The following is a 15,259-nucleotide window of genomic DNA, read 5'->3' on the forward strand; positions in this document are numbered from 1 at the left end:
GGAACGCCCCCTCCGCTGCGGAGGGGGCGTTCCTTCGTCTCTGCCCGGGTGCGGCGGCGCGAGGAGCCGTGCTGTCGGGTCAGCCCTCAGTGATGTGGGGCACTGTCGTCCGTGGTCTCATCCGCTGCGACCACCGGGATGTCGCCCGTCATGGTCAGCTGCTCCGCGAGGGGTCGGCCGCTGGTCTCCGGCATGAGGCGGATGGCGATCAGGCCGAGTGCGCAGATCACCGTCAGGTAGACGGCGGGGGAGATGGCGCTGCCGGTGCGGTCCACCAGATAGGTCGCCACGTAGGGTGCCGTGCCGCCGAAGATCGCGTACGCCACGTTGTAGGTGATCGCGGAGGCAATGTAGCGGCTCGTCGTCGCGAATGCTTCGGACAGCAGCACCGCCGTCACCACGTTCGCTGACACGGCCCCCAGCGCCAGCAGGATCTGGCTGGACAGCGCAGTGACCAGCGTTCCGTTCTGCGCCAGGAGGTATGCCGGGATGGCGAGGCCGCCCAGGAGGAGCGCCGAGGCGTACATGATCGGTCTGCGCCCCACGCCGTCGCAGATGATGCCGATGACCGGTGCGAGCGCCGTGGCGAACACCAGGGCGAGCACGTTGGACAGCAGCACGGTGTCTGAGGACATGCCCACCACCTGCTGCAGGAAGGTGGTCATGTAGGTGGAGAACATGTAGAAGCTCAGGCCGGTGATGGAGATGTAGCCGGCGAGCACTGCCATGGCTCGCCACTCTCTGCGGACCACGGACCGAATCGACGGCTGCTCCGCCTCAGCGGAGTCCCGCTCCGCCTGCGCCTTCTGGAACTCCGGGGTCTCGTCCAGCTTCTGTCGGATGAAGAACGCGACCAGACCCAGCGGCGCGGCGATGAGGAACGGGACGCGCCGCGCCCAGTCCTGCATGCCCTGCTGGCCGAACAGCTCCGTCAGGATCCAGGTGATGGTGGCCGCCGCCGCGAACGAGCCGAATGTGGCGGCGGGCATGGCGGATCCGTAGCGGGCGCGCCGGTCATCGGGGGCGTGCTCGATGACGTACGCGGCGGCCCCGGCGTATTCGCCGCCGGCGGAGAGGCCCTGTGCGCAGCGGGCCACGGTCAGCAGGATCGGTGCCCAGATTCCGATGGTGGCGTAGGCGGGCAGCAGGCCGATCGCGGTGGTGGCCACTGACATCAGCATCACCGTCATGGCCAGCACCTTCTTGCGGCCGATGCGGTCGCCGAGGCGGCCGAAGACCGCGCCGCCGAGGGGTCGCAGGGCGAAGGCGACCGCGAAGATCGCGAAGGTCTGCAGGAGGGCGGTGGCTCCTTCGGAGTCGGGGAAGAAGGTGGTGGCGATGATCGGGGCGGTGAAGCCGTAGACCGCGAAGTCGAACCATTCGACCACGGTTCCTGCGCCGCCGGCGAAGGTCACCTTGTTGAGGGTCTGCTGCGAGACCTTGGCGGGCGCGGCGTCGGGAGGTGAATCGGATGCGGTGGACATGGGTGCTCCTAGAGCTGGGGGATTCGGAGGAGGCGGCACGGCCCGTGCCGCGACATCGGGCAGATGCTGCGGCACGGGCCGTTGGTGTGGACGAGGCAGACCTCACCCGGGGAGTGTCAGAGGCGCTCCTCCGGATCGGCCGGGCACTCCACCTCGGGCTGGGGGTCGGCGAGGGTCTTCGGCTCGGTGTCCTCGAACATGGGCAGGTTGTTGAGGTAGGCGACGACGTCGTCGGTCGCTTCGACGTCACCGAACTTGTTGTCCATGTCGTAGAGGTTCCACTGGACCACGCCGGGCACGCGGTCGCCAATGGTCTCGCGGGGGATGATCGGGCGGAAGCCCTTCGCGATCGCGTCCTCAACCGTGTGGCGGACACAGCCGGCTGCGGTGGCGCCGGTGACGATCAGCGTGTCGATGCGGTTCGAGGTGAGGAACAGCTCGAGGTTCGTGCCGGGGAATGCCGAGGCGCGGTTCTTCTCGATGACCACATCCTCCGGCGCTGGCTCGATGCGGGAGTCGATCTGCGCCCAGTAGGAGTCGCGCGGGAGGGTCTCGGTGGGGATCTTCGAGTACCAGAGGCCCATGTCGTTGGTGCCGGAGGTGGCGTCGGTGTTCTCGTAGACGTTCGTGGTGTAGAAGATCGGCACGTGCTTCTCGCGGGCGGCGGCGTTGATCTTCTGGACGTTCTCGATGATGTCGTCCACGCCGGCGCAGGTGAAGGGGTGGCCGGGGCGGGTCCAGGCGTTCGCGAGGTCGATGTGGATGATCGCCGGGCGGTTGCCGTAGCCCACGCGGCGCTTGAAGCCGCGCTTGTTGTAGATGCCCTCGCCTGCCTTGAACGCCTCTTCGAGGATCGCGGAGAGGCGGGATTCGATGTCGTTGTTCTGGTCGGTCATGCCAGTGTCCTTTCGTCAGGTCGGTCGCGGTGCGGTCCGACCACCATCTCTACTGTTGCTGAGTCAGAAACTAAGTTGCTGATGCAGAGAACAATACAGTGCGGTGCATCACAATGGAAGGGGTTTCGCGGAATTCCTCTTCCCGGGTTCCGTCGGCCTTCATCGGCCTACACTGAACTGGGCTTTTGCCCGCAGACCGACGCTGACGAGAGGGGACAGCGCCCATGAGCCGACGACCAGTCTCGGACTCCGAGCGCGCCGAGAGGACCGCGAAGCCGCAGGGGATCGCCGCGTCCCTGCTGAACGGCTTCAGCGTTCTGGAGGCGTTCACCATCGCCGAACCCGTCCTCGGCGTCACCGAGATCGCTGAACGGGTCGGCCTGCACAAGTCCACCGTGTCCCGCATCCTGCAGGGCATGGCGGAGGCGGGCTACGTGGAGCGGAGCGAGAGCAGCGGCAAGTACATGCTCGGTCTCGGCCTCATCTCGCTCGCCGGCCCGCTGCTGGCGAACCTCAGCGTCCGCAAAGTCGCCGCCGAGCTCCTGGAGAAGGCCACCGACACCACTGGCGAGACCACCGCCCTCAGTGTGTTCAACGGCGTGTTCCCCGTGGTCGTGGAGCAGGTGGACTGCCCCCAGTTCGTCAAGCACACCCAGTACGTGGGCACCCGGTACAACCGCTGGCACAGCTCCTCGTTTGAGGTTGCGATGTCCTACCTCCATGCGGATGAGGCGCTCAGCATCATCGGATCCGGTGAGATCTCGTCGGCGCCGCCGGTGGGCAGCTCGGAGGAGCGCAGGCAGGTGCTGACTCTGCTGGAGTCGGTGCGCCGTGAGGGGATCGCCGTGAACGACGGGCTCACCCATCCGCAGGAGTTCGGCGCCTCCGCCCCGGTGCACGACTACGACGGTGATCTCGCCGCCGTCGTCACCATTTCCGCCCCGCGCGCCCGCGTGGAGGGTGAGCACCGCGACCTCATCCTGGCGACCGTGCGCGACACCGCTGAACAGATCTCGAAGAGGATGGGGTACGTCGCAGGCTGAGAGGAGGACGTCGCGGGCTGATCCGGCTGCGCTGCCGCCCGGGGGCGGGGAGCGCGGTCAGAGAGTTGCGGGGCGGTCGGGCCGACGGATGCCGCAGCGCCGATGTGCGCGGTGTGCTCGGTGTGAGGCGTCGTTCTCCCTGATTCCGTCGGCTGGCTTGAGCTCCCCTATACTGGCAGGGCTTCGAGCAGGGGCCTTTAGCTCAGTTGGCAGAGCATCGGACTTTTAATCCGCCGGTCGCGGGTTCGATCCCCGCAGGGCCCACTCGTACAACAGCAGACGAACCCCTGGTCCCACCGTCATGACGGTGAGGCCAGGGGTTCGTCGCTGTCGGGCCAGCGTGGTGCTGTGCGGTCGGGTCAGCGTGGTGATGCGCTGTCGTGGCGGTGCCGGAGCCCCAGGGCCGCGACCCCGACGATCCTTCGTCGAGTTCGGGGTTTTCCTCGCGCGAAATCCCGATTGCGCAGAAGGATCGTCAGCCGCGGCGCGCCGGCTGCGGTGGGCGCGCCGGCCGCGTCCCGCCAGGCGCAGCGCGTCAGCCCTGCAGAGCCTGCTTCCAGGAGATCCGCTTGCCGGTGCGCAGAATGGAGCGCTCGTACACCCGCGCCGCGAACATCACGGCCAGGACCAGGGACGCCACGAGGATCGCCGCGCTCAGCGCCACGAAGCCCCAGGAAAACTGTCCGGTGTACACGCCCACGGGCACCGCAACCGGAGAGGAGAACGGGAACAGGCCGAGCACAGTCATCAGGGCAGGGTTGTCATGGAAGATCAGGACCGCGATGTACGGGAACATCACCAGGTACATCAGCGGAGCAGCCACCTGGTTCATGTCCTCCTGGCGGGAGGTCAGGGACGCCGCAGCGCCGTACAGGGAGGCTATCATCGGGAACGCCAACACGAACAGTCCCACGAACAGCAGGATCGGCATTCCGAGGCCGTCGAGGTTGAGCACACCGCCGTTGATCTGCACGGTCAGCAGGCTCGCCAGCGCCAGCAGGCCCACCTGGCCGAATGCGAGCGCTGAATTGCCGATCACCTTGCCGGCGAGGATGGCGCGGGCCGTGACGGTCGCGAGGATGATCTCCACGATCCGCGACTGCTTCTCCTCGACCACGGACTGCGCCATCTGCAGGCCGTAGGTCATCGCGATCATCATGAAGATCAGGCCGAAGCCGAGCGCGATCATGTAGACCAGCAGCGGGTTCGGGGCATTGGGATCCAGCAGCTGGACCTCCGGGCGCAGGGAGAGGACCCCGGTGAGCTCATCGGGGGTGTCCCGCAGCCCGATCACGGCGACCTTCGTGGGGGAGGAGTCCGAGGGGACGACAGCCGCGTCGGCCTTCTCCGATCGGACCGCGGCCTCGGCGGCGTCGGTGTCGGCGACGACCTCGGCGGTGTAGCCGTCGCCGAGCTGATCCACCAGCGGCTTCGTGTCCGCGGTGACGGCGATCGTGTCCTCGGAGGAGAAGATCTCACCCATGCGCGGCAGGGCGAGACCCGCGAACAGCACCAGGGCGAGGGCGACGACCGTGGAGAGGACATAGGCGCGGCTGGTCAGCTTCACCATGATCTCGCGACGAGCGATCGTGAGGGCGGCCTGCCAGAAGGTGGGGCGGGCGGAGGCGCCGGCGCCGGCGCCGCCGCGGGTGACGCGGCTGGATTCGGCAGTGCTGCCCGAGTTGGTCGAGGGGTCGGTGTGGGGTGCCTGGGTGTTCATCGCATTGCCTCCGTGAAGATCTCGTGCAGGGTGGGGGTGCGCTGGCCGAAGGAGAGGACGGTGCCGCGGGCCTGCGCTTCGGCGAGGACGGCGTTGGCGTCCTCCAGGGAGCGGGCGGCGAATCGGACGTAGCCGCCGTCGAACTCGCGGACTGTCACCGGCATGTCCCGCACCCAGCCGGTGTCGGAGCCGGCGCGCAGCTCCCAATCGGGCTCAGCGCCGGCGCGCAGCAGCTCGTCGCGGGTGCCGGCTGCGGCGATCTGTCCGCTGGCGATGATGATGAGCTCGTCGCACAGCCGCTCCACCACATCCAGCTGGTGGGAGGAGAACAGGACCGGTGCGCCGGAGGCGGCGACATCGCGCAGCACCTCCAGGGTGGTGTCCACTGCCATCGGGTCGAGGCCGGAGAACGGCTCGTCGAGGATGAGGGCCGTGGGCTGGTGGACCAGCGCCGCCGCGATCTGGGCGCGCTGCTGGTTGCCGAGGGACAGGGATTCGAGGGTGTCGCCGCCGCGCTCGCTGAGGCCGAGGCGCTCCAGCAGGTCGGTGGCGCTGCTGCGGGCGGAGCTGGCGCTCATGCCGTGCAGCTGGCCGAGGAAGACGAGCTGGTCCAGCACCTTCATCTTCGGGTACAGGCCGCGCTCTTCGGGCATGTAACCGACGCGGGCGCGGAAGTCGGCGTCGATCCGTTCGCCGTTGACGGTGACCTCACCGGAGTCGTGGGAGAGGACCCCGAGGATGATCCGCATGGTGGTGGTCTTGCCGGCGCCGTTGCCGCCCACGAACCCGGTCATCAGCCCGGGTTTGATCGAGAACGAGACGTCGCGCAGCACATGGTGGGTGCCGTAGGTCTTGTTGATGTCGGTGAGTGTGATCATGGCTCCAACCTACGGAGCCGTGGTCCGCCGCAGATCCCCCACCCGGGGGAGATATGCGGGGGAGATCTTCTCAGCCGACCACGTGGTTCTCGTACGCCCAGATGACGGCACGGATGCGGTCGCGGATCTGCAGCTTCATCAGAGCGTTCGAGAGGTGCGTCTTCACCGTCGCATCGCCGAGGAACAGGCGCTCGGCGATCTGCCGGTTGGACAGGCCCTGCACCACGAGGTCGAACACATCGCGCTCCCGAGCGGTGAGGAGGTTGAGGGCGCGCTGCGCCTCCGGGGTGGGGGCCCTGTCCAGGGCGGCGGCCGCGTCCGGGGAAGCGGCCGACGGGTGCTGCGCCTGCGCCGGTTCAGCAGCGTCAGCAGACCTCGTCGGCGCGCTCGGCGACTCAGCGCCGGAGCCGTCAGCGCTGCCACCGGTGTTGCGGGCGATGACGCGGCGCGTCACCTCCGGCGCCAGCAGCGCATCGCCGCGTGCGAGCACCCGCACCGCGTTGATCAGCGTCTCCGCTTCCGCGGTCTTCAGCAGGAACCCGGAGGCGCCCGCATCGAGGGTGGAGAACAGGTAGTCGTCGCGGTCGAACGTGGTCAGCACCAGCACGGCGGGTGCACCGTCCTCAGCGGTGATGCGGCGGGTCGCTTCGATGCCGTCCATCACCGGCATCTGCACGTCCATCAGCACCACATCGGGCAGGAGCTCCTGGACCATGGTGACCGCTTGGGCCCCGTCGGCTGCCTCCCCGACGACCTCGATCGCTTCGCCGTCGAGGTCGGCGGTGGAGAGGATGGCGGCGAAGCCGGTGCGGATCATCGCCTGGTCGTCGACCAGCAGGACGCGGATCATGGGGTTCCTCCTCGGATGGGGACAGCGGCGCGGACCAGGAACCCGCACGTCTCCTTCGCGCCGGCCTCCAGGGTGCCGCCGACTGCTTCGGCGCGCTCCCGCATCCCCTGGATGCCGGTCCCGGTGCCGGGCAGAGCGGCCCGGCGGGCGAAGCCGTCATCGGAGACGTCCAGTTCGGCGGCGCCGTCGGAACGTCGGCGCAGGGTGACGGTGACGCGGGCGGCCGCCCCGGCGTGCTTGCGGGCGTTCGTCAGGGACTCCTGAGCAATTCGCAGCAGCGCGGTCGACGCCGTCTCCTGCAGATCGGTGAGGGGGTCCAGCACGCGCAGCTCCACCTTCTGGCCGGCGCGGCGAGCATCCTCCACGATCTCCGGAAGCTGCGCGAGCGTGGGGGAGGGCGCGTTCGTGGACGGGTCACGCAGGGTGCCGACCATGGTGCGCAGGTCTTCGATCGCGGAACGGGCGGAGGACTCCACGGAGAGCAGGGACTGCTCGGCGCGGTCCGCGTCCCGGTGCAGGAGGCGCCGCGCCGCCGCGGCCTGAATGCTCATGGCACTGACGTGGTGGGTGATGACGTCGTGCAGTTCGCGGGCGATGCGGATCCGCTCCAGCTCCACGGCGTTGCGCGCGATGACGGTGCGCTGATCCTCGATGGTGGCGGCTGCGTCCTCGAGGTCCTGCCGCTGCAGCGCCTGCTGCCACGCGCGGTTGCCGAACACCCACGCGGCGGTGAAGTAGAACAGGTTCACCGTCACGTTGATCATCAGCATCGCGAAATAGGCGTTGACGCCCCGCTCACCGGTGGTGGGGTCGTAGAAGCCGCGCACCGCTTCGCCCAGGATCCATGTGCAGGCGATGACCACGATGACGGTGCGGGCGATGGTGGCTCGCCGACGGTTCGGCTCCCACGCCCCGATCGCATGCATCGCCAGGAACATGGCGATATTGGTGCCGACTGTTTCGAACCCGGTGGCGATGCCGAAGCCGGTGAACATCGCCATCATCACCAGGCCCGTGGGGATGGGGAAGCGGCGGGCCGTCACCACGGGCAGGCAGATCGCCACACCCACCAGCACGGCCCAGCCGGTGTCGACCCGCAGCAGGCCTGGCATGGCGAACGCCGTCAGATAGGTCATTTCGATGCTGACCACGCACAGCAGCGCGGTGAGCAGGAGGTCGCGGCGCAGCCAGTCCTCCGGGAGGCGCCGCACCGGCCTGGCGGGGGAGGGGCCGACGGGGCCTGCACCGGCGGGATCAGTGCCGACAGGGGCGGGAACGGTCATGCCCACGAGAATAGACAACCGGCGGACCCGAAGGGATCCGCCGGTTGGGGGAGATGCGCGAAGGCGAGGAGCCTCAGGCCGCGGTGGGGCCGTCGGCCGCGGCGAGGTTCGCCTCGGCGTCACGACCGGTGCGGCCGGTGACGATGTCGCGGCCCTGCGCCAGCTTGTCCACGATCATCGCGATGGCGCCGTCACCGGTGACGTTGGTGGCGGTGCCGAAGGAGTCGATGGCGATGTAGATCGCGACCATCAGCGCCACCTGCGACTCGTTGAAGCCGAGGTTGGACTGCAGCAGCGCAGCAGCGGTCACAATGGCGCCGCCCGGCACGCCCGGCGCGGCGATCATGGCGATGCCGAGCAGGAACACGAAGCCGATGAGGGCGGGCACGGAGATGGTCGCGCCGGTGGTCCACATGATCGCCAGGGCGAACAGGGTGATCTTCACGGTGGAGCCCGCGAGATGGATGGTGGCGCACAGCGGGATCACGAAGCTCGCCACCGGCTTGGACACGCCGATGCTCTGCGCGCAGCGGGTGGTCACCGGAATCGTGGCCGCGGAGGAAGCGGTGCCGAGGGCGGTGGCGTAGGCGGGCAGCATGCCGACCAGGGACGTCAGGGGGTTGCGGCGGGTGATGACGCCGGCGACCGTGTACTGGCAGATCAGCATCAGCGCCGTCAGCACGAAGGCGAGGACCACGATCGTCAGCATGTCGAGGATGATCTCGCCGAGGGTGCCATCAGCGGTCATGGTCGCGAAGACGGTGAAGATGTACACCGGCAGCAGCGGGATGATCAGCGAGGAGATCAGCAGGTTGACAACGGTGCGGAACTCATCGGCCACGTTGAACAGCGTGTTCTTGCCCTGCGAGCGCAGCACGGCGATGCCGAGGCCCAGGACGAACGCGATCAGCAGGGCGGTGAGGACACCGAACGCCGGATCGATGACGATCTCGAAGAACGGCTTGAACCCGGCATCCTCGGGGTTGGCGACCTCCTTCAGGTCCCCGCCGCGGTTCAGCAGGAACGGGAAGGTGAGGTAGCCCGCGGAGATGGCGTACAGGCCCGCGCAGATGGTGGAGCAGTAGGCGATGCCGGCGGTGACGCCGAGCCACTTGCCCGCGCCGCGACCGAACTCGGCGATCGCGGGGGCGATGAGGCCGATGATGATCAGCGGGATCGCGAAGCCCAGGAACCCGGAGAACAGGGTGGAGAAGGTCTGGAAGGTGCGGCTCAGCCACTCCGGTGCGATCATGCCGACGGCGAAGCCGAGGACGATCGCAATCAGGATCCTGAAGAGAAGGGATTGGAACAGTTTCATGCCGTCGGGGACTCCTATGTCGGCGACTCAGACCGCACTGCTGGTGCGGGGGCTCTGCACGACGATGTGCATCGCGTGCATGGATTCTATGGGCGCACTCGCGCACGCCGCCGTTTAGACTGCGTTCATGCGCCAGTCGAGGAAAATATCATCCGACCAGTCGGATCCAGTACCGTGACCACCCCGTGGACCGCGGCCCCCGCCTGGGTCCCCGGCGCCCGCACCTCCTTCCTCCTGCGCGGCAGCGCCCTCATCAACCCCGACGGGCACCGTCGGCGCCTCGCGGCCGCCGGCGCCGACCAGGCCGCCATCACCACCGCCCTCACCGAGCTGCGCACCGCCGCTGCGGACGCGGGCCCGCTGCTGTTCCCGCAGATCCTCCTCGGCGACGCCCCCGGGATGCTCAGCATCGACCCCCGGCCGATCACCCCGGACCGCCTCAGCGCCACCGCCCGGCTCATCACCCACCCCGGGCCCGATCAGCGCACCCGGCCCCACATCAAAGGCCCCGACTTCCCGTTCCAGACCGCGGTGCGCAAGGCAGCAGTGCGCGCCGGCGCCGATGACGCCCTCCTCCTCGGCCCCGACGGCACCATCCGCGAAACCGCGTTCGGCACCGTCGTCGCGTGGCGCGACGGCGCCCTGGTCAGTGCGGCACCCGTCGGCCGGCTGCCCTCCACCACGGAGGAAGCGCTGATCGCCGCCGCCGAGGCCGACGGGCTGCGCACCACCACCGCTCCGCTGACCCCCGCCGAGCTCCGGGACGCCGACGCAGTGTGGCTGCTGAGCGCCCTGCACACGATCCGGGAGGTCACGCACGTGGACGGCGCACCCGTCGGCCTCGCTGCTGGCCGGGGCGCAACCCCCTCACGTGGTAGTTTCCAACAGCGGCTGTGGGCCGGCGCGCAGGACCTGCGCGCGCTCACCGACCGCGACTGACGCCCCGCCAGGGGCCGCTGAAGAACTCGGGAGGTTCGGGCACTGATGGGCATCGGCAGCGCGCCGCGCGTTCTGATCGTCGACAACATCGACTCCTTCACCCACAACATCGCGCACCTGGTGGCGTCGGTGACGGGGGAGGAGCCGGTCGTGATCGCCAACGATGACTACGGCCCCGACGCGGTCGCCGACCTCCTCGACCAGTTCACCCACGTCATCATCGGGCCCGGTCCCGGCACACCCCACAACCCGGCCGATGTCGGCATCTGCCCCGCGGTCCTTGCGGCCTGCGCCGCCCGCTCCGTCCCCGTGCTCGGCATCTGTCTGGGCCTGCAGCTGATGGCTGTGGTCGAGGGCGGCCGCGTCTCCCGCGCCCCCGAACCGATGCACGGCCTCGAATCGCTCGTCACCCACACCGGCGATGCGATGTTCGAGGACGTCCCCTCCCCGTTCACCGTGGTCCGCTACCACTCCCTCGCCATCACCGAACTGCCCGAAGCCCTTGAGGTGACCGCCCGTTCCGAGGACGGCGTCATCCAGGCGATCCGCCACCGCACCCACCCGTTCATCGGCGTGCAGTTCCACCCCGAGTCGATCCGCTCCGACGCGGGCCGCCTCATCATCGGCACGTTCCTCGGCATCGACCTTGTGCCCGGCTCCGGCACCAGCGCCGCCCAGACCGGCGGCCCCGCGCCGCGCCGCGCACCCGTCGGAACCCCCACAGCGCACCCCACCCACCGGCTCGCGCTCGAGGGCCCCATCCCGCTCACCGCCGACGGCGACGCCCTCTTCCGCGCCCTCTACGCCGACGACGACACCGCCGTCTGGCTCGACTCCAACTCCCACGACGCCCGCGCCGAGATCTCCGTCATGGGCGCCCTCGACGGCCCCGACTCCCACGTCATCACCCACAGCGCGCACGCGAGCGGACCCGGCGGGTCCCGCGTCGGGGAGACCCGTCTGCGGTGGGCCGACGGATCCGACACCATCCGCACCGGCACCACCCTCGTGGCTTCGGCCCGCCACCAGCTCGCCCAGATCCGCGTGGCGCCCCGCACCGACGAACAGGAGGAGCTGCCGCGCGCCCTCGCCGAATTCCAGCTCGGCTACGTGGGCTTCCTCGGGTACGGCCTGAAGGCGGAGACGCTCGGCCTGCCCGATCAGGCACCGGCGTCCACCCCGGACGCGCACCTGCTGTTCCTGCAGCGCGCCGTGGTGATCGACCACCGGGAGCAGACGATCTGGCTCGCCGAACTCGAGCGCATCCCCGGCCCCGCCGCTGATGACCCGGCAGCCCGGCGGGAGCCGTGGCGCGTCAGCTCCCGTCGGCTGATCGAGAGCGTCCTCGCCGCCGGCCCCGCTGAGCCCGCAGCGGCCGCCGCGGTGGGCGGCTCTGCTGCGGCCGCCGCCGACCGGGCGCCGCTGACCGACGTCGACGTCGAAGCCGCCATCACCCTGCGCCACGACGCCGACGCCTACCGCGCCCTCATCGGCCGCTGCCAGGAGCTCATCGACCGGGGCGACAGCTACGAACTGTGCCTCACCAACGAAGCGGAGTTCACGCGCGACGCCCTCGGCTGCGATCCGGCCGACCTCGACCCGCTCGCCGTGTACGAACGGCTGCGCACCATCGCAGAAGTGCCGTTCGGCGCCCTGCTGCGGTGCGGCGACTTCTCCGTCATCGGCGCCTCCCCGGAGCGCTTCATCGAAGTCCGATCCGACGGCGTCATCGAATCCCGTCCCATCAAGGGCACCGCCCGCCGCGGCCGCACCCCTGAGGAGGACGAGCAGCTGTGCTCGGCGCTGCTCGCCTCACGTAAGGAGCGGGCCGAGAACCTCATGATCGTGGACCTCGTCCGCAATGACCTCGCCCGCGTCAGCGACTTCGGCAGCGTCCACGTGCCGTCTCTGTTCGCCATCGAATCCTTCGCGACCGTCCACCAGATGATCTCCACCGTGCGCGGCACCCTTCGCGGCGACTGCGACGCCCTCGATGTGCTGACTGCGACGTTCCCCGGCGGCTCGATGACCGGCGCTCCGAAGGTGCGCAGCGTGGAGATCCTCGACGAGCTCGAGCAGGGCCCGCGCGGGGTCTACTCCGGTGCGATCGGCTGGCTGTCCACGAACGGGTCCGCGTCCTTCTCGATCGTGATCCGCACCATCACCGCGGAGCGCGACCGGGTCGCGTTCGGGGTGGGCGGCGCGATCACGCGCCTGTCGACGGCGGATGAGGAGTTCACGGAGACCCTCATCAAGGCCCGGACCGTGGTGGACGCCGTCACCCGGCGCTGAGGCGCACCGCGGTATCGGCGCGCCGGTGCTGAGCCGCGCGGCCGTTCGGCCGCTGGTGCTGAGTCCGACCGGGGGCGGGGTCAGTCGGCGGCGGGGATGTCCACGTGCGCCCACCCGGCGGTGGTGACGCTGGCGCGGCCCGCACTGATCTCCGCGATCGCCCGCGCCACGTCCTCCCGCGCAGTCGGCAGATGCCCGATCATGATCTCCAAACCGTCCGCGCCGTAGTCCGCCTCCAGCACCGCCGTCTGCTCGGGTGCCGATGGACCCTCCGCCCACGACCGCACCTGCGCCTCCACCTGGCCGGCGATGTCATAGCCGACGGATGCGCACGTCACCTCGTGCACGATCCTCTCCAGGATCAGCCCCTGCGCCGACGCCGCATCCAGCGCCTCCGTCACGGACGACCCGTAGGCACGGGTCAGGCCACCGGCGCCGAGCTTCACGCCGCCGAAGTAGCGGGTGACGATCGCGACGGCGTCGGTGATGTCGCGGCCGCGTAGCGCCTGCGCCATCGGCAGGCCCGCCGTCCCGCCCGGTTCGCCGTCATCATTGGACCGCTGCAGGGACAGGGGAGTGCCGAGTGCGAGCGCTGTGCAGGTGTGGCGGGCGTTCGGGTGGGCGGCCCGGCGCTCCCGGATCAGCTCATCGGCGTCCTCCACCGCCGTGACGGGGGCGATGAGGGTGATGAAGCGGGACTTCTGGATCGTGAACTCGTGCTCGATCGGCCGCTTCAGCAGACGGATGCGGCCGGTGGATTCTGGCTGGGTGTCGAGCAGGGTGAGCACCCGCCCATGCTATCGGCCGCCCGGATCGGGTTACCCGCCGCGCCGCCTAGGATTGCTGTCATGACTTCCGCAGCAGAGCATGTCGACATCCTCCTCATCGGCTCCGGGTCGGGCAATTCGTTCCCCGGCCCCGAGTTCGCGAACCGCACCATCGCCTTCGTGGACCGCGGCGTCAGCCCCCGCCGCGTGTTCGGCGGCACCTGCCTGAACGTGGGGTGCATCCCCACGAAGATGTTCGTCCACACTGCCGATGTCGCCTCCGCCCCGGAGGAGGCACCGAAGCTGGGGGTGGACCTGCCGGACTCCGCGGTGGACTTCCCGGCGGTGCGCGACCGCGTGTTCGGCCGCATCGACGCGATCAGCTGCGGCGGCCAGGAGTACCGCGCGGACCATGAGGACAACGAGAACCTCACCCTGGTGCGCGGTACCGCGCGCTTCACCGGTCCGAAGGCCGTCACTGTGGACCTCAACGACGGCGGGCAGCGCGCCTTCACCGCGGACACCGTCATCATCGGTGCCGGCTCCCGCCCGATGATCCCGGACGTGCCCGGTCTGCGTGACCTCGACCCCCTCACCTCGGACACCATCATGCGGATCGAGCAGCTGCCGGAGTCGATCGCGGTGCTCGGCACCGGGGTGATCGCGCTGGAGTTCGCCCACATCCTCCGCTCCTTCGGGGTCGAGGTACACCTGATCGCCCGCTCCGACCTCGTCCTGCGCTCCTATGACTGCGACATCGCCGAACGCATCACCGAGGTGTCCCGCGAGCGCTGCACGCTGCACACGAACACGTCGATCACCGCGGCGCGGCGGGAGGCCGACGGGTCCGTCCACCTCACCCTGGACGAGGACGGTGAGAGCACGCAGCTGCAGGTGGGGGACATTCTGGTCGCCACCGGCCGCGTTCCGAACAGTGACCTGCTGGACGCCCGGGCGGGCGGTCTCGGGGTCGATGAGAACGGCGTGATCACCGTGGATGCCTTCCAACGGGTTCTGGATCCGCAGGGCCGTGTGCTGGAGGGCGTGTGGTCGTTCGGCGACGTATCCTCGCCGGTGCAGCTGAAGCATGTGGCGAACCATCAGCAGCGCACGATGCGGCACAACATCCTGCACCCCGATGATCTTCGCCGCGCTGATGAGATGCCGGTCCCGGCGGCGGTGTTCACGCACCCGCAGATCGCGACGGTCGGGATGACGGAGCAGCAGGCCCGTGACTGGTCGGAGCGCTCCGGGCGGGAGATCCGGGTCGCGGTGCAGAAGTTCAGCGACATCGCCTACGGGTGGGCGATGGAGAACGAGGGCGACTTCTTGAAGCTGATCGTGGATGCGGCGTCCACGGAGGTGCTGGGGGCGCACATCATCGGCCCGCAGGCGCCCACGCTGATCCAGCAGTTCATCCAGGCGATGAGCCTGGGGATCACGGCGCGGGACATGGCACGTCACCAGTACTGGATCCACCCGGCGATGCCGGAGCTGGTGGAGAACGCGCTGCTGCAGACCTTTTCCGAGGACGACTGACTCCGATCTGGCCCGGCCCGCCCAGCGCGCCGGTCCGGGAACCCCGGACAGATTTCGACGGATGGTCGCTATTCAGCGCGAATAACGACCATCCGTCGAATTCTCTGGTCAGAGGCGTCGGCCCTGGCCGGGGGGTGTCCCTATGTTTCGAGTCAAGCCGCGAGAGCGGTCGGCTCGGGGGTAGGGGCGGTTGTCGGTGGCTGGTAGTAGGTGCCGTCGCGGAGCATGGCGTAGATGACGTTGCAGCGGC

Annotated in this window: 12 protein-coding genes and 1 tRNA gene; 5 read left to right on the top strand and 8 right to left on the bottom strand. The window is 69.3% G+C overall.

The window, feature by feature from the left end; genetic code table 11:
• Positions 1-86 precede the first annotated feature (86 nt).
• Positions 87-1,484 carry an MFS transporter gene (locus MHY20_RS06645; RefSeq protein ID WP_239375772.1) on the bottom strand — a complete coding sequence of 466 codons (1,398 nt, stop codon included), beginning with the start codon at positions 1,482-1,484 and terminating at the stop codon, positions 87-89.
• A gap of 116 nt (positions 1,485-1,600) precedes the next feature.
• Entirely contained in the window at positions 1,601-2,380 is a 780-nt protein-coding gene (locus MHY20_RS06650; protein WP_239375774.1) for an N-carbamoylsarcosine amidohydrolase, read from the bottom strand.
• 224 nt (positions 2,381-2,604) lie between these two features.
• On the opposite strand from MHY20_RS06650, the gene MHY20_RS06655 reads away from it, so the two are divergent.
• Positions 2,605-3,423, top strand: coding sequence for an IclR family transcriptional regulator (locus tag MHY20_RS06655; RefSeq protein ID WP_239375776.1), 819 nt, complete (start codon positions 2,605-2,607; stop codon positions 3,421-3,423).
• Between the two features lie 191 nt (positions 3,424-3,614).
• Positions 3,615-3,687 (top strand) — tRNA-Lys (locus MHY20_RS06660).
• Between the two features lie 271 nt (positions 3,688-3,958).
• Here MHY20_RS06660 and MHY20_RS06665 read toward each other — a convergent pair.
• The 5 genes from MHY20_RS06665 to MHY20_RS06685 form a co-directional block, all read right to left on the bottom strand.
• Positions 3,959-5,143, bottom strand: a complete 1,185-nt coding sequence (locus MHY20_RS06665; protein WP_239375778.1) for an ABC transporter permease — start codon at positions 5,141-5,143, stop codon at positions 3,959-3,961.
• Complete coding sequence (locus MHY20_RS06670; protein ID WP_239375780.1) at positions 5,140-6,021, bottom strand: ATP-binding cassette domain-containing protein; 882 nt, start codon at positions 6,019-6,021, stop codon at positions 5,140-5,142. The genes MHY20_RS06665 and MHY20_RS06670 overlap by 4 nt, the downstream gene beginning before the upstream one ends.
• A 70-nt stretch (positions 6,022-6,091) precedes the next feature.
• Positions 6,092-6,871 carry a response regulator transcription factor gene (locus tag MHY20_RS06675; protein WP_183376531.1) on the bottom strand — a complete coding sequence of 260 codons (780 nt, stop codon included), beginning with the start codon at positions 6,869-6,871 and terminating at the stop codon, positions 6,092-6,094.
• Positions 6,868-8,154, bottom strand: a complete 1,287-nt coding sequence (locus MHY20_RS06680; RefSeq protein WP_239375782.1) for a sensor histidine kinase — start codon at positions 8,152-8,154, stop codon at positions 6,868-6,870. Before MHY20_RS06680 ends, MHY20_RS06675 begins: the two co-directional genes overlap by 4 nt.
• Before the next feature lie 73 nt (positions 8,155-8,227).
• A complete protein-coding gene (locus MHY20_RS06685) occupies positions 8,228-9,472 on the bottom strand; it encodes a dicarboxylate/amino acid:cation symporter (protein WP_239375784.1) in 1,245 nt (414 codons plus the stop codon).
• A gap of 174 nt (positions 9,473-9,646) precedes the next feature.
• On the opposite strand from MHY20_RS06685, the gene MHY20_RS06690 reads away from it, so the two are divergent.
• Both MHY20_RS06690 and pabB read left to right on the top strand, forming a co-directional pair.
• The gene (locus MHY20_RS06690) at positions 9,647-10,411 is read left to right on the top strand and encodes an aminotransferase class IV (RefSeq protein ID WP_183376537.1); all 765 of its coding nucleotides are present in this window, start codon (positions 9,647-9,649) and stop codon (positions 10,409-10,411) included.
• Positions 10,412-10,456: 45 nt separating this feature from the next.
• A complete protein-coding gene (pabB, locus tag MHY20_RS06695; RefSeq protein WP_239375786.1) occupies positions 10,457-12,703 on the top strand; it encodes an aminodeoxychorismate synthase component I in 2,247 nt (748 codons plus the stop codon).
• An 80-nt stretch (positions 12,704-12,783) separates the two neighbouring features.
• Here pabB and MHY20_RS06700 read toward each other — a convergent pair whose 3' ends face one another.
• Complete coding sequence (locus MHY20_RS06700) at positions 12,784-13,491, bottom strand: YigZ family protein (protein WP_239375788.1); 708 nt, start codon at positions 13,489-13,491, stop codon at positions 12,784-12,786.
• Between the two features lie 60 nt (positions 13,492-13,551).
• Here MHY20_RS06700 and MHY20_RS06705 point away from each other — a divergent pair, with 60 nt between their 5' ends.
• Positions 13,552-15,009 (top strand): mycothione reductase, encoded by a 1,458-nt coding sequence (locus MHY20_RS06705; protein ID WP_183376541.1) that lies wholly within the window; start codon positions 13,552-13,554, stop codon positions 15,007-15,009.
• Positions 15,010-15,259: the final 250 nt, after the last annotated feature.

The sequence above is a fragment of the Helcobacillus sp. ACRRO genome (genome assembly GCF_022347125.1).
Taxonomy (GTDB): domain Bacteria; phylum Actinomycetota; class Actinomycetes; order Actinomycetales; family Dermabacteraceae; genus Helcobacillus; species Helcobacillus massiliensis.

Bases quoted from the DNA above. Each gene is read 5' to 3' on its own strand.
- MHY20_RS06645 (WP_239375772.1), bottom strand. From the start codon at position 1,484: ATGTCCACCGCATCCGATTCACCTCCCGACGCCGCGCCCGCCAAGGTC.
- MHY20_RS06650 (WP_239375774.1), bottom strand. From the start codon at position 2,380: ATGACCGACCAGAACAACGACATCGAATCCCGCCTCTCCGCGATCCTC.
- MHY20_RS06655 (WP_239375776.1), top strand. From the start codon at position 2,605: ATGAGCCGACGACCAGTCTCGGACTCCGAGCGCGCCGAGAGGACCGCG.
- MHY20_RS06665 (WP_239375778.1), bottom strand. From the start codon at position 5,143: ATGAACACCCAGGCACCCCACACCGACCCCTCGACCAACTCGGGCAGC.
- MHY20_RS06670 (WP_239375780.1), bottom strand. From the start codon at position 6,021: ATGATCACACTCACCGACATCAACAAGACCTACGGCACCCACCATGTG.
- MHY20_RS06675 (WP_183376531.1), bottom strand. From the start codon at position 6,871: ATGATCCGCGTCCTGCTGGTCGACGACCAGGCGATGATCCGCACCGGC.
- MHY20_RS06680 (WP_239375782.1), bottom strand. From the start codon at position 8,154: ATGACCGTTCCCGCCCCTGTCGGCACTGATCCCGCCGGTGCAGGCCCC.
- MHY20_RS06685 (WP_239375784.1), bottom strand. From the start codon at position 9,472: ATGAAACTGTTCCAATCCCTTCTCTTCAGGATCCTGATTGCGATCGTC.
- pabB (WP_239375786.1), top strand. From the start codon at position 10,457: ATGGGCATCGGCAGCGCGCCGCGCGTTCTGATCGTCGACAACATCGAC.
- MHY20_RS06705 (WP_183376541.1), top strand. From the start codon at position 13,552: ATGACTTCCGCAGCAGAGCATGTCGACATCCTCCTCATCGGCTCCGGG.